Annotated in this window: 13 protein-coding genes; 4 read left to right on the top strand and 9 right to left on the bottom strand. The window is 33.8% G+C overall.

Going from position 1 to position 15003, the window contains the following annotated elements:
* Positions 1-65: 65 nt before the first annotated feature.
* From H4O20_RS10345 to H4O20_RS10320, 6 genes are all read right to left on the bottom strand, one after another.
* Positions 66-1256, bottom strand: coding sequence for an MFS transporter (locus H4O20_RS10345; protein ID WP_185099209.1), 1191 nt, complete (start codon positions 1254-1256; stop codon positions 66-68).
* 104 nt (positions 1257-1360) lie between these two features.
* Positions 1361-1999 carry an HdeD family acid-resistance protein gene (locus H4O20_RS10340; protein WP_185099208.1) on the bottom strand — a complete coding sequence of 213 codons (639 nt, stop codon included), beginning with the start codon at positions 1997-1999 and terminating at the stop codon, positions 1361-1363.
* A gap of 218 nt (positions 2000-2217) precedes the next feature.
* Entirely contained in the window at positions 2218-3609 is a 1392-nt protein-coding gene (locus H4O20_RS10335) for an NAD(P)-binding domain-containing protein (protein WP_185099207.1), read from the bottom strand.
* Positions 3610-3877: 268 nt separating this feature from the next.
* Positions 3878-4294 (bottom strand): DUF2141 domain-containing protein, encoded by a 417-nt coding sequence (locus H4O20_RS10330; RefSeq protein ID WP_185099206.1) that lies wholly within the window; start codon positions 4292-4294, stop codon positions 3878-3880.
* A 227-nt stretch (positions 4295-4521) separates the two neighbouring features.
* A complete protein-coding gene (locus tag H4O20_RS10325) occupies positions 4522-5328 on the bottom strand; it encodes an META domain-containing protein (RefSeq protein ID WP_185099205.1) in 807 nt (268 codons plus the stop codon).
* A 204-nt stretch (positions 5329-5532) separates the two neighbouring features.
* On the bottom strand, positions 5533-5943 hold the full coding sequence (locus H4O20_RS10320) for a hypothetical protein (protein WP_185099204.1): 411 nt from the start codon (positions 5941-5943) through the stop codon (positions 5533-5535).
* 255 nt (positions 5944-6198) lie between these two features.
* Between H4O20_RS10320 and H4O20_RS10315 the strand changes: the two genes are divergently transcribed.
* Both H4O20_RS10315 and H4O20_RS10310 read left to right on the top strand, forming a co-directional pair.
* Positions 6199-7770 (top strand): serine hydrolase, encoded by a 1572-nt coding sequence (locus H4O20_RS10315; protein WP_185099203.1) that lies wholly within the window; start codon positions 6199-6201, stop codon positions 7768-7770.
* An 87-nt stretch (positions 7771-7857) separates the two neighbouring features.
* Complete coding sequence (locus H4O20_RS10310) at positions 7858-8310, top strand: Na(+)-translocating NADH-quinone reductase subunit F (protein WP_185099202.1); 453 nt, start codon at positions 7858-7860, stop codon at positions 8308-8310.
* A gap of 451 nt (positions 8311-8761) precedes the next feature.
* Here the strand turns inward: H4O20_RS10310 and H4O20_RS10305 are convergent, their stop codons facing one another.
* Positions 8762-10159 carry an NAD-dependent succinate-semialdehyde dehydrogenase gene (locus H4O20_RS10305; protein WP_185099201.1) on the bottom strand — a complete coding sequence of 466 codons (1398 nt, stop codon included), beginning with the start codon at positions 10157-10159 and terminating at the stop codon, positions 8762-8764.
* 119 nt (positions 10160-10278) lie between these two features.
* On the opposite strand from H4O20_RS10305, the gene H4O20_RS10300 reads away from it, so the two are divergent.
* Entirely contained in the window at positions 10279-10857 is a 579-nt protein-coding gene (locus H4O20_RS10300) for a GNAT family N-acetyltransferase (protein ID WP_185099200.1), read from the top strand.
* Between the two features lie 13 nt (positions 10858-10870).
* Here the strand turns inward: H4O20_RS10300 and recO are convergent, their stop codons facing one another.
* On the bottom strand, positions 10871-11590 hold the full coding sequence (recO, locus tag H4O20_RS10295) for a DNA repair protein RecO (protein ID WP_185099199.1): 720 nt from the start codon (positions 11588-11590) through the stop codon (positions 10871-10873).
* Positions 11590-13887, bottom strand: coding sequence for a two-component regulator propeller domain-containing protein (locus H4O20_RS10290; RefSeq protein WP_185099198.1), 2298 nt, complete (start codon positions 13885-13887; stop codon positions 11590-11592). The genes recO and H4O20_RS10290 overlap by 1 nt, the downstream gene beginning before the upstream one ends.
* A gap of 296 nt (positions 13888-14183) precedes the next feature.
* Here H4O20_RS10290 and H4O20_RS10285 point away from each other — a divergent pair, with 296 nt between their 5' ends.
* Positions 14184-14984 carry a glutamate dehydrogenase gene (locus H4O20_RS10285; RefSeq protein ID WP_185099197.1) on the top strand — a complete coding sequence of 267 codons (801 nt, stop codon included), beginning with the start codon at positions 14184-14186 and terminating at the stop codon, positions 14982-14984.
* Positions 14985-15003 lie beyond the last annotated feature (19 nt).

Raw genomic sequence — 15003 nt, 5'->3', positions numbered from 1 at the left:
TTTTTTATTCAAAAAGTAAAGAGAATTAATATTTTATTGGGCAATGCTAAACTGTATGAAGGTTTTTATACCTTTTGAGCTTTGCCTGCTTGTAGTCCCGCAATTAGCTTGTAAATAGCGACTAATACTAATAGTCCTAAAGAGTACATCCATTCCTTTGTAAAATCTTGAATTACTCCAATAAGAAAAGGTCCTATGGCAGCTAGAAAATACCCTATAGATTGCACAAGCCCAGAAAGTTCTGCCGCTGTTTCGGAGTCTGGAGCGCGTAGAACAATTAGAAGAAGTGCCAGACTGAAAGCACCCCCAAGAACAAACCCAAGGATAGAAACCCAAATGTAAATTGGGATAAAAGCAGGTAACATTAATCCTATGAAGCTTATAATTTCGAATAAAATTAAAAATGCAACTACTGCACGTTGATCTTTTCGTGAGGCTGCCCATATTGGAATGATAAGTGCTCCGAGAATTCCAGTAGCTTGAGATAAGGAAAGCATCCAACCCCCAAATTCTGCATTGTAGCCGTAATCTATTAAAATACTAGGTAGCCAAGCTAACATCACGTAGAATGCAAAAGACTGTAATCCCATATAAATTGCAATCTGCCATACTAGTCTAGAACTGCTGAGTTTTTTCATAGCTTCTTTAAGACCTCTAGTCGGGGTGGTATTCTTTATTTTTTTAATCTGAGGAATCCATATAAAAAATGCCATAACAGCAAGTGCTGCCCATACCGAAAGTGAGCCCCGCCATCCAAGATTTAAATTTTTTGCTAGTGGGACACTCAATCCTGCAGCCAATCCTGCGCCTAAAGACATTGAAGCTGAATGTAAACTTGTTACTAATCCTGCCTTATTCGGGAAATTGCTTTTTGTTATCGCTGGAATTAAAACGTTACCAAAGGCAATAGCAATTCCTAAAAGCATAGTTCCAAAATACAACGCAAAAACACCACCACTTGAGCGGATGAGTATCCCTAGTGTAAGAAGGACCATGGATGCTAGTAAGGTTCTTCCTAGACCGAATTTTTTAGTAAAAAAAGGCGTAATTGTAGATATAAAACCAAAAGCCAAAAGTGGCAAAGTAGTTAATAAGCCTAATAAACTTTCTGTTAGGTTTAAGTCGCGGCCAATATCATCTATTAAAGGTCCAATACTAGAGAGGGCGGGACGAAGGTTGATTGCTAGGAAAAGTATTCCGAACAATAACCAGATACGGGCGGTTTTAGACAATATGGCTTTAGTGTTATTAGACATTGAAAAATGTGCAAAATTAGGCTATTCCTATGAATATAAACGTCGAAAAATGGCCTAAAATAATTTCAGAAATACATCTAAAACCTCCCGAGAAGTTCTTGATATTAACTATCCCATTCTTTGCGAATATCTTCCATTAGGATTGCATAACGATTTTTTAAATCGTCGGAAATTTCCTTAGTTGCCTTATGTATCTTTCTTAATTGGAGTGCTAATAGAATGCTGAAAATTCCAGCAAATAGAAAACTTAAAGCAACTAATACAACCACGCTTAATCCTGCAACAAGTGGATTCCAAATTAATAAGAAGGAAACAATTGCTCCTAAAATTCCAAAAACAAGTAATCCTCCCCAATTTTTACTGCCATATTTTTTGAGGTCTAAAGCAAAACTTATAGATGAAATAGAGCGGAAAAGAAGTAAAAAACCAATATAAAATGCCAGTACTGTTATTGAAAGTGCTGGATGACTTAATAATGAAATTCCCACAATAAATGTGATAATTCCAAAAGCTAAGGACCATCCCCAGTTGTCTAATCGGTCTCTATTGGCAATAGAGAAAATAATTTCGGACAGACCACTAAATAAAAATGATAGCGAAAAAAATATCGACAGTGTTAACATTGATCCTAAAGGAGATGAAAACACTACTATACTTAGTATTACAAACAATACCCCAACAAATAATGGGATGTACCAATGCTTAATAGTATCCTTAATAGATTGTAAAAATGAAGTTTGCATGATTTTAAATTTTGGTTAATTATTGATATTTTGATACATTTTTCTTGAGTGATAAGATGCATCCATCTAACGACAAAACAAAATTACGATTAGTTCGGTGTTTTGCGAACTAAAATAAATTAATCTATTGTTAAATATTTAAGGACAACCTTTTGTATAAAAAAAACTACCCATTAAAATGTTTTAATGGGTAGTTCTGTTTATGAAATAAGAAAACTTTAAATGTTTTCTGGAATAGCCTCTTCCTCTTCAGGTTCGTATAAATAGCGTTCCTTACTGTCGTCAAGTTCATCCATCCAATCGGTATGATGTTCTGCAGCCATTGTTCCAGTAACCACACTTCTATATGTTTTATCACGATAGGTTAAGATGTTTTCTTCTTTGTCTTTCAACCAAGATTTAAACATTTCACCTACAGTATCTACATTAAAATCTGGATAGTCTGAAAGTGCTAACAAGTCTTTTATATAATCAGATTGGAAATCTACGTGATCGAAAGATGTTTCTAATTTGTCATTTCTTTCCAACCATTTATCCATATCTAATCTTCTTTCATTTTCCTCAGGAAGCTTATAAGTTCCCATCATAAAGTCGCGTGCAACCCATGCTTGAGCATCAAACATATTGAAAGTATAATACTGATCTTGCATTCCCAAGTAAATTAATTGAGGAAGCTTGTTAAAGAAAATCCCCTTGTAAAGGTGATCAGGATAAAGATTGTTTTTTGTTTTTAATCTAAGTTCATCTGGTAAAAATGGGAATTTGTGTTGGTATCCAGTACACATAATTACAGCGTCAAACTTTTCGGTAGTCCCATCTTTAAAGTAAGCAGTATCATCTTCGAAGTGCGTTACGAGTGGAAGTTCTTTTATCCCTTCTGGCCATGCAACCCCAATAGGGTTACTTCTGTAGCTAAGTGTAACCGATTTTGCTCCGTGTTTATGGCATTGTACTCCAATATCTTCAGCGGAATAACTACTACCAATCAATAGTAAATTTTGATCCTTAAACTGATCGGCACCTCTAAAATCGTGAGCGTGTATTACTGTTCCAGGGAAGTTTTCTATTCCTTTAAAGTAAGGCATGTTAGGAGTAGAGAAATGTCCAGATGCAACAATTAGATAATCAAATTCTTCTGAATAAGTTTTATCAATTTTTAAGTCGTCGAGAACAAGGGTAAACTTCTTTGTTTTTTCGTCATAACTTACCCAACGCGCTGTAGTATCAAAACGAATGTATTCGCGGGCTTTACTTTTTTTAATTCTTCCTTGAATATAATCGAATAAAACGGGTCTTGGTGGATATGATGAAATAGGCTTTTTGAAATGCTCATCAAACGAATAATCAGAAAACTCTAAGCATTCTTTAGGTCCATTAGACCATAAGTATTTATACATACTACCGTGAATCGGCTCCCCGTATTTACCAACACCAGTTCTCCATGTGTAATTCCACATTCCTCCCCAGTTGCTCTGCTTTTCAAAACATACTATCTCTGGAACTTCTTCGCCTTTGTTTTGCAATGCTTCAAAAGCTCTAAGTTGCGCTAAACCACTAGGTCCAGCACCAATAATACCAACTCTTTTCTTGTTCGTGCGTTTCTTATTCATAAAATAATATAATTATTCAAGCACATTACTTTAAGTAAATGCTTAATGTTAATAATCGATTGTGAAAACGTTGCGATGGGCAACTAGAAAGTCTAATTACTAGACTTAAAATAAGTGGTGGTTAGCTAAAGAATATGCTAAAAATAACCTCTTAATATGATAATTTTAAAACACAATGGCGCGAATATACCATTTTATTGTGTAATTAGCAATTCTTGGTATGTAGGGTATTGGTTTTAAGAGAGTTGTGGTTGTAAAATACTACTCCCTAATTTAACAGAGATATTCTAACCGATTTATTCGAATTCAATTCAAATTGACAATCTTCAAAAGTAGGGGCAGAAAACTTCGGTCTTATGTTGTTAGAGAAGGCATAAGGTTCTTTAGGAATACCAAAAAAGTTTTGGTTACAAATTTTATCATCATTAAGATCTTGAAACAGTGAAATTGCATATGTCCCTTTTGGAATATTTTCTATAGTAATAGTTTCCGAGCTATTATTTACAGCAATTGAAATACTTTTATAAGCTTGACCTTTTTCTAGGAATCGATCACCATTGTTAAAAAGGCCTATTTCAATAGTACCATTTACTTCTTTAATATTATCAACGGTTAAAGTAAGCGTAAAAGTATCGGTTTGTGGTTGAGAAATGAAAAAGTAAAAAAATAGAAGTAAGTAATTCATATTGGTGTTTTAATTGAAATCACACACTAAGTTGTTGATTATCAAATTCAAATACTAAATATAATAAATAGTATGAAATAGAAGAAATTAAAAATATTGATGGAAAACCACAATTTTAAAAATCGTTAGTTTTCCATCATTTTGATTTATTTTCTGTAATGATTATATTAAAAAAGCGTCAATTAAAATCACTTTTGTAATTCGGCATAACGGGCAGACGATAAAAATTAGTTGAAATAAACAGCCTCAAAAACGGCTAGAGGAGCTCTTCTTCCAACATTTAATGTAAGCGTATCTCCATCGATTGTGTAATTATCTGCTATTTGAAAGATTTTCAGAAAATCAGCCTCATTAAAATCAACATCTGGACAAGCCATCATTGTAGATCCCATATTTGAAAAACGAATTCTATTTCCTTCTTCTAGCTTGTAAGACCCTAAGATTGTGTTACAACCTGCAAAACCAGTTACTCGGTTGTCATCAGTTTTTAACATAAAGTATATTTCTTTTTCTTGATTTTTAACCATCTTGATATCCTTACCATCAAGCTTTTTCAGTTTCCAATATTTCTCTACAATAGGTTCTGCAGAAGTTTTAGCTTTTTTAAATACAGCTAAAGGTGCTCTTTTACCTACATTTAATTCCAATCTATCTCCATTAATTGTATAATTATCGGCTAGGTTAAAAATCTCTAAAAAATCATTTTCATTAATAGCGCCTTCAGGACAAGCCATTCTTGTTGCACCTAAAGCCGAAAATCTAATTCTATTTCCTTCTTCTAGATTATAAATCCCAAAAAAGCTGTTACAACCAGAGAAACCATTAATGCGGTTTTCTTCAGTGTCTAATGTAAAACTTATCTCTTTTCCGTTTTGAAAAGCATCAACCTTTTGTCCTTCCAGTGTTTCAAGAACCCATTTGGTATTTGTGATTTCTACTTGGTCGCTATTAGCTGACATACTTTTGTTTTGATTTACACCACAACTGAATAATGTTAGTGCGGCAAATGCAATGGTAAATAATTGAAATTTCATAATTTATAAATTTTTTGGAAAACTACCTTTTAAATTTCACATTGGTACTTATTAAAATCCTAAACTAATGTGAAGATTATGGTAATCTGTGGACGTGCATTTCATAAAGCGAGCCATAAATTTGAAATGCCGCAAAAACTGAAGATTTTATGATAAGTTTCACTTTTTACAGTTAACATGAAATATTGCTATAAAAAGAGGTATTTAGTTATTCCACTCTCTTTTATTATAAACTAATTGAATAATTTTCTTAAAACTATCTTCGTGAATTTTGTAATCGTGAGGGTTTAAAAGTTCTTTCATTTCCTTGTTTAATTTCACTACGAGTTCATCAAATTTAATTTTTCTTTCAGAATCGGTATAATTGTATTTGGATGAGCCAAGGCTAGACATTTTGTATGTATAGTAGTTTAGCAATGAAAGATAACCGTCTCGTTCATCTTCAGTTAGGTCCATTTGCAAAATTTGCTCGTAATGCCAATACTGCAAATAATCCTTATCTTTTGATGAAAAAATTTCTTCATTTTTATCGTTTTCATTCGCAACTTCAGCATTTTGAGCCAAATTTGTGAAATTGATTAATAATGAAATGCCAATTATTAGAAGTGATTTCATATTTTAAATTTTGGTTAGAGTTTTAAATATATTCACCTTAAAAATAATGTTTTAATAGATATAGATGCGCTATAAGTCTTTAATTATCAAATATTATTCTTAAAATATTTTTGATTTCGTTTTTAATTTTTAGAAACCCATATGCAATTTTAATACTCTTACGTAGGAATTTACTAGGGTTCGACTTAGAAAATGGCGGAGAAATTAAGGAAAGATTACCTACTTTTAAGCTTTAATTTCAAAATATCATTTTATATGAATCCAATTGCCATTAAGACTTCTCTTCTTTTTATTTTCTTATTGTCTTTTAATCTTTCTGTAACCTCACAGGAATTGAGTAGTTCCCAAATTGATAGTTTGGTAAATAAAACCATGAAAACTTTTGACGTTCCAGGTATGGCTGTAGCGGTATTAAAAGATGGAAAAATCTATCATAAAAACACTTATGGGGTTCGTTCACTAAAAACCAACGAAAAGGTTAATGAAAACACACTTTTTGGAGTTGCTTCAAATACTAAAGCATTTACAACTGCTGCGCTTGCTCAATTAATAGATCAAGGGAAATTGGAGTGGGATACAAAAGTAACTGATATTATTCCAGAGTTTAAATTACACGACTCTTACGTAACGGCTGAATTTACTGTACGCGATTTGGTGACGCACAGAAGTGGTCTGGGTTTAGGCGCGGGTGATTTAATGGTTTTTCCAGCAAAAAACACCACCACTATGGAAGAAATGATTCATAACCTGAGGTATTTAAAACCAGTATCTTCTTTCCGTTCAAAATATGATTATGACAACCTTCTATACATTGTGGCGGGGGAGATTGTAGCACGTGTTTCTAACAAAGATTTCGACACTTATATAGAAGATAACTTCTTTAAGCCATTGGAGATGAATCGCTCCTTACTTTCAATTCCTGAAATTGATGCCGATAATAACCGTATAGATGGACATGCTCCAGTAGATGGAAAATTAGAAATAACAGGTTATACATTTACACAAATAGCTACGCCTGCAGCAGGAATCTACGCTTCTATTAACGATATGAGCAAATGGGTTCAAGCGCAAATAAACGAAGGGAAATACGGCGAAAAACTTCAAGACAGCCTATTTAGCAAAAAGATGCATCGTGAAATGTGGACGCCACAAACTTTAGTTAGAAGAGGGAGAGGACATTATAATACTCATTTTTCAGCTTATGGTTTAGGTTGGTTTTTAAGTGATGTAAATGGCTATTTTCAAGCTACACACACAGGTGGTTTATTAGGAATCGTTAGTCAAGTTACCATAATTCCAGAATTAGAATTAGGGATTATTGTACTTACCAATCAACAAAGTGGCGCTGCTTTTTCAGCAATTACTAATTCTATTAAAGACGGATATTTTGGAATAAAAGGCGAAGACAGAATTAAGGACTACAACGAACGCCGATTAAAAGGAGAGCGAGCTGAGGATAGCATTAATGCTCAAATAGCATCAGATTTAAAAATTCAATTAAAAAGTAAAGCACCAAAACCAGACTCTTCTAATATATTAGGGACATATAAAGACCCGTGGTTTGGGAAAGTGGAAATCAGCAATCAAAACGGAAAAATTCGATTTAAAGCTGAAAAGGCAATAGACCTAGTTGGTTCTTTGACTTTTTATAAGGGAACTACTTATATAGTACGTTGGGATGACACCTCACTTAAAGCAGATGCCTTTGTAAATTTTAACCTTGATACCGAAGGAAATGCCAATGGTTTTAAAATGAGTCCAATTTCACCATTAACCGATTTTAGTTATAACTATCAAGATTTGGATTTTCACAGAGTAAAAAAATAAAACTGCTGTAACCTGTAAAAAAGAACCAATATTTTTGAAGGTTTTTTTTAAATTGCTTAATTTCATAGTGTTGTAAACTAGGTAATTATGAAATTAACCAAAAGATTGGATGATGCTTTAGATAAGCTATATACTGCTTTTCATAATGGCACTTTAAACGCTGAGTGTTGCAAGAGTTGTGCTGTTGGCACTATTTGTAACAATACTGATAGTTGGAAGCATTTAAGCGATTATCACGGTTCGTTGCAGTTAAACTATGTAGGTTTGGTGCATCAAAGGCTAGGAAGAAGATTCTTTGGATATACGCCATTAGAGCTTTTAAAAATAGAGACAGAATTTCTTAAAGGCTGTGGTTATGTATTACCATTGCATCACAAAAACGCTAAACCTGAATTTGCTACTTCTAAAGAAACACTTTTTAAAGGACTATGTGCTGCGGTAAATTTTTTATGCCGTCTTGATAATGTAGAAAACGTTATGGAATTCTATCCAGTTTTTGAGAATGTAATGGAATGTCAAAAGCTTGAAGTTGTAAAATAAACTCCCTCTGTTTTTGAGAATTCTGAAATAGAGCGGATATTATTACTTAAAAATCATACCATCAGATTTCCCTAAGTGAAAAAAATAATTTTATTACTGCCGTTTGCATATATAAGAGAAATAAATTTTCCATGTCTGTTACAGAACAATTGAGTGTATTATGTCGATATCAAAAGAGTATTCGATAGATTTTTCCTTGTTTATAACAGGATGCTATCGGTTTCATTTTATTGCTTCTTACTGCCTCTAACAAATCAACACTTAACTCGTTACAATCTTCGCCAATTGCACGGTCTAAATTTGATATACTGGGAAAAATATATAAATCTTATTTTAGTGTTTTTGCTAAAGTAAACCATATCTATGGCTTATCTCCTCATAATGCTAAAGATTAAGATTTATTGTTTATTAAAAATGTGAGCTTTTATGAAATCTTATAACAGCGTTAGCTTTATTTATTCTTTAATTTCATTACTGCTTTATGATTTACGAATTCCATCATTCCGAAGCCTCCGTGTTCACGGCCATAACCAGAGTTTTTTACACCGCCAAATGGCATATTGGGCTGTGCAAGTCCGAATCCGTTAATGAAAACCATGCCGGTATCGAAATGTTTTCTCGCAAGTTCAATAGCGTTCTTTTCGTTTTTAGAAAAAATTCCACCACCAAGACCGAATTCACTATCATTGGCTATTCGCATAGCGTCATCTTGATCTTTTGCTCGTATTAGAGAAGCAACCGGGCCAAATAACTCATCATCATAAGCAGGTTGTCCAGGTTTTACATTATCAAGCACTGTAGCTGGATAGTAAAAACCTTCACCTTCAGGTATTTCACCACCACACAATAGTTTCGCTCCGTTCTTAACACTTTCTTCAACTTGTTCGTGTAGCGTTTTGCGTAGGTCTTCCCTTGCCATTGGTCCAATTTTAGAATCTTTGTCTGTTGGATCCCCGTGTTTTATTCTCTTCATTTGCTCAACAAATGCATCACGAAATTCATCATAAAGCTTATCTACTACAATAAAGCGTTTGGCGGCTACGCAAGTTTCTCCATTATTGTAAATACGGCCTTGAACACAAGTTTTAACTGCCAGTTCTAGATCTGCATCTTCCAAAACAATGTAAGCATCATTACTTCCTAATTCCATAACCGTTTTCTTTAATGCTGCTCCAGCTTTTTTAGCAATTACTCTTCCTGCAGCAGGACTACCAGTAAGTGTTACTCCTCTAATAAGCTCGTGCTCTATAATACTATCGCTTTGGTCGTGAGAAATTTTTAGTACAGTAAATAGATTTTTTGGCAACCCTGCATCTTCATAAATTTTCTGAAGCATTATTCCTGTACCAGTAACATTTTCGGCGTGTTTTAGTAATATCGCATTTCCTGCCATTAGATTGGCAATAGAATATCGTATCACTTGATAAACTGGAAAATTCCACGGTTGAATTCCGTAAATTATCCCTAGAGGTGAATGAGTAATTATTCCCTTTCCGCCATTTGGTAATTCTCGTTCTTCATCTTTAAATTTGTCGGGACCATTGGTAGCTGTCCAATCGCATATGCTCGCACAAAGTTCTATTTCTTGTTTGCTTTGTTTTAGCAACTTCCCCATTTCCTGGGTCATCAATTTAGATAACTCTTCTGAATTTTCTTTTAAACCCTCACCGATAGCACTTATTATTTTTCCTCTCTCTAAATGTGAAACTAGACGCCAATCTAGAAATGCTTCTTGACATTTAGTAAGTGCATTTTCAACTTCTCCATCACTCATTAAAGGGTATCTCTTAATTTCTTTACCTGTGGTCGGGTTTATTGTAACTAATTCCTTCTTATCTTCTTTTTTCATAACTTATGTTTTCGTTGAATATATTATTTTAAGTAGGAATTCTATCTTAAGAAATTGTTATTCTTTTGAGAACCGTAAAGAGTTTGACTTACTTTGACGGTTGAAAATTTGTTTTTGATATGAAAAATGTGGAAACTTTAAATATTCGAACAGCCAAACCTCAAGATTGTAACGACGTTGTACCCTTAATGGTTCAAGCAATGGAAGAATTAGCTTGTGCGTTCGCTAATACTAATAAGGTTGAAGATACTTACGAATTGTTTGCACATTTCTTTCAGAAAAAAGAAAATCAATACAGTTTCGATCATACTCTTGTTTATGAAGAAGACGGTGTGGTAATGGGTTCTATTACCACTTATGCCGGGAATTTACTGCCAATATATAGAAAACCATTTATGGAATATATTGCAGAAAAGTATGGAGTGAATGACTTAGTGATAGAGGATGAAACTGCCCCTGGGGAAATATATATCGATACAGTAAGTGTTTCTCCAAATTACCAAGGAAAAGGAATTGGTAAAAAACTAATTGCTGCTGCAATGAATAAAGCAAGAGTAGAAGGTCATGAAAAAATAGGACTTCTAGTAGATTTAAATAATCCAAATGCAAAGAAGCTGTATTTAAAATTAGGCTTTCAAAGTGTTGGAAGAAAACAACTTGGCGATGGCGATTACGAACATCTTCAGCTTAAACTATAAGGAATAACAAGCTTTAATTAAATAACTGGTTTAATATAGCCAGGGATTTTGGTTTGTGATAACCTTGCACGTGGAAGCTATAGTAAGTTAAGATTAATTCTAACACTAGTTTTCTATCGTCTTTGGTGAGTTTAATGTCATTTAAATTTTTAGCATTTACACTGAAAAACTTTTTAAAGTCTTCAACTTGTGGCCCCTCAAAACAAATGTTTTCAAAATCTGTTGATTGGAAAACGCCTGCTTCAATGTTGAAATGTTTTCCTTCAATGCTAGAGGTGTCAGGATAAAAACCTAAATACATACTTAATTTTAGTAGGAAGTAAATATGAAAGTTGGCAACATCATCATTCTGATCGAGCCATATAAACGAGTTTTCTAGAAAAGAATAAAGTTCCTCGTTTACTTCCTCTTCGCGAATACAGTTTTTAAGCATTTCAGATAAAAACATCACAAGACTAGACTTCACTATATCTGTGTGTAATGTTTGATATGGATAAAATACTTTGGCATCCTTGATATATTCTAAGCTGCCTTTATTTTTGTGGTCGGCTATTATTTCCAATTGAGTAAGAGGCTGAAAGAATGAAGTTCTTAATTTCCCTTTTTTCGACTTAAGAATGTTGCGTAACAGATAGGTTTTAATGCCTGCTGCTTCAGTATAACAAACAGCAATTAAATCGGCTTCAGAATATTTTATAGCTGAAAATACAATGGCTTTTGTTGCGACAACCATTATCGAATTATCATTATTTTAGAAACTTTAGTTTCGGCATAATCGTCTGTGGTCACAAGCACAAAGTAAACTCCAGACCTCACCTTATATTTTCCGAATGCAGTAGTGTCCCAAAGAATGCTTCCCCCTTCAGAAGTTTGTTCGAATACAAGGCTTCCGTTAATATCTGTGATTTTAACATTAGCTCCAGCAGTAAGTCCATCTATAGTAACATTTCCATTGAACCCTGGGCGTACTGGATTAGGAAAGGCCCGTAACTTATCTAAGTTTTCACTTGGCGCAGTTGCACTTCCTTTGTAGGCTAATAAGCCTTGAGAAGTTGCGAAGTAAACAACTCCGCTATTTGGATCGATGGCTATATCTTGAACGTTATTTGTTGGTAATGGTGAATTATCCTTGTTAAATCGCAACAAGGTTTCTTGTCCATTTGGAGAAAGATAAAACACTCCTGAAGTGGCAGTTGAAATCCATTTATTATTTGATCCATCAACTTCAATATCTGTTATGGATTGTTCGTAAAGCAATTCTTGAGGAACTCCGTTTTCTAAAATAATTATAGCTTGAGACTGTGGAATTGATCCTTCATCAAAAAAACTTCCTGGACTGTATAGCACTCTAAGTCCTTTTAATGTGCCAATCCATAGTCTATTTTGGCTATCTAAAGCTAATGCTCTAACGCTTAAGTTGGGTAAGTTTCCAGAGCCTGTACCCTCGCCAATTTTGTTGAATTTATTTGTTGATGGATTGTAACCTACCATCCCACTGCCATAAGTTCCGAAGAAAATGTTGTTAGCTCGATCAACAACTAATTTTGTCATTGCAAAATCAGATACAGGATCAATAATACTTGAAATATCTATTTTTTGAAATTGTCCTCCAGAAGATAGCTTTACAAGCGCATCATCTGTTCTACTTTGCACAAACCAAAGATTACCTTGACGATCATAATCTGACCCATATATTCTAATCCCTGCGTCACTTCCATTTAGTATGGCTTTGTCTAGAGTGCTGTTGTTTTCGTTGTATAATATTGAGGGTGCGCCTTCAATCATTTTAAGCAAACCGAATTGAAAACTACTCATAAATACCTCGTTGGGGTCTTGTGGATTTATAGTTACGTTTATTAAATCTGTAGGTTCGCCATTTACAGCAGTGCTTAATTCTTCATAAGAAGTATTAATCCAAACGGAATCTTTAAGTTGACTAACACCATATCTAGATAATGGGTATGGGTTAAAGTGTACCGTAACATCTCCAAAAGTAACCCAAAGTTGATTTTCACTTGCATCTAATGCAAAAGGCCTATTTCTTATAGGGCCATTTGGTAATACTTGAGTAGCTTGATTACTTCCTATTGGCACTATAAGTAAGCCGTCTTCTGTGGTTCCTAAGTAAACGTTGTTTCCAAAAACGAGACCGGATTGAAGCTTTAAATCAAAATCAATAACGTTGTTTACCATTGCTTCTTCAATAAAACCATCGGAGAACGCTTGCACAGAATTACTTGTTGTTATGGTAAGCAAGTTATCTGCTTTTCGAAAACTTTGAATAGAAGTACTGAAATTACGTACTGTCGTAGTCCCGCCTTGAGGAGTAACCTTTAAAACAGCATTTGAAGCGTTGGCGGCATAAATGCTTGAACCTAAAGTTTCTATTGCTTTAAATCCACCGCCAACAATAGTAGTCCACTGTCTGTAATCTATTAAATCGTCGTTATCAACTAATGCTCTTTTTATCCCATCGGTAGATGAAGCAGCATAAATATAAGGCTCTTGAATAGTGGTTTGTACAATATCAATTTGGGTGCCCAAATCTCCAATAAAATAAGAATCTCCAAATTCTAAACGCGAAAGGTCATACACTGAAACTCCATATTGAGTAGATAAATAGAGCTGACCATTGTGTTCTCGAATGTTATTAATTCGTTTTTTATTAGGAGGGATGGATTGTTTTTCAACTATATCTACCACTTTTAATACATTCTGATCATCTTTTTTTACGATTTCAATAAGTCCATTTTCGTATCCAATAACCAACAAGTCGAAATCATCGCTGTAGTGAATTGTTGATATAGAGTTTCCTGAAAGACCATTTATTGAAGAAATAGTTTTTAATTCTTGTGTATTAAGATTGTAGGTAAATACAGCATTTTCAGCACCGACAAAAATAGTATTATCGCCTTGGGAAATATCTTTTACTGAAACATAAGAAAAATGACCAGTCCATTGATCTTCATAGTTCTGAGCAGTTGCCAGAATAGGTATTAACAATAGGAAAGCAATAGCCCACCACTTCATAAAATAGGTTTTGTATATTAACTTGCTAAAATACCATTTATTGCAGTATCAAAATAAATACAAGTATAAAGTTTTCTCAAACTTTTAAAATTCGGCATTCAGAAAATATAGACAAATTGGCCATTCTTTAAATTTTGTAACAATCAAAAAACACAGCTAAAAAACTTGATTTTTATTCATTTAAATAAAAACATATCACTTGAATAATTATTAATTAACTAATTAGTAGAATAAAATTCAGACCTTTAACAAGTTTTTATATATTTGTTATAGTACAATTTAATCCCATATACATAATGCATATAAGAACTTGGCTTTTGGTAATTTCCTTTTTGGGGCTATTCCAACAAGCAGTATATGGTCAATTTGGCTTTTCTAATGAAGTAGGGATTATTGCTGGTCCGGTAGCGTTTTACTCAGATTTCGGTCAACGTCACGATTTTGAAACAAACTCAGGTAATATTGGTTTTGGAGTAGGTATCGTTCATTATCTAAATTTCGCCTATAGGGGTGATTTTAATATCTACACAAGATATACTTATTTTAACGATCACTTCAAAGTAAGGTCTGAGCTTGATTACCACGTAACAAAACTTGAACATTATGGCGAGTGGGTAGCTCCAGATAAAACATCATTATTTGCTGATCAGCTCCGCGCTATGTCTGGTGAAGTTACAGTTATAGATATTGGGTCTCGATTAGAATATTACCCATTAAGCATTAGGGCTTTTCAGGCAAATGGCTATAAACTTATGCCGTATATAGGATTAGGAATTCACTGGGTGCATTACAAACCAGAAGTTCGATCTTCATTGGGAGATTTAAATAGCCCGATAACAACTCCTGTTAAATACTTTAATGCATTTCAGCAGCAAGCTGGTTCAACTTTTTCGGTAGTTGGAAGTGTGGGTGTTAGATATAAAATTGGTCAATTTAGCGACATTATGTTAGATAGCCGTTGGCAACAATACTTTACAGATTGGGCGGATGGATTAAACCCTTCTTTAGAAAATAATGGAGAACGGCCAGTTCCGGAAAACAAATCGAATGATTGGATTTATTGGTTAAATGTGGGATACATTTATTATATAAATTAATTGACATCACATTTCAAAA

This window comes from Aequorivita sp. 609 (assembly GCF_014212065.1).
Taxonomy (GTDB): domain Bacteria; phylum Bacteroidota; class Bacteroidia; order Flavobacteriales; family Flavobacteriaceae; genus Aequorivita; species Aequorivita sinensis.
The sequence above is the reverse complement of the archived record's forward strand: the minus strand, read 5'-3'. Positions and strand labels throughout refer to the sequence as shown.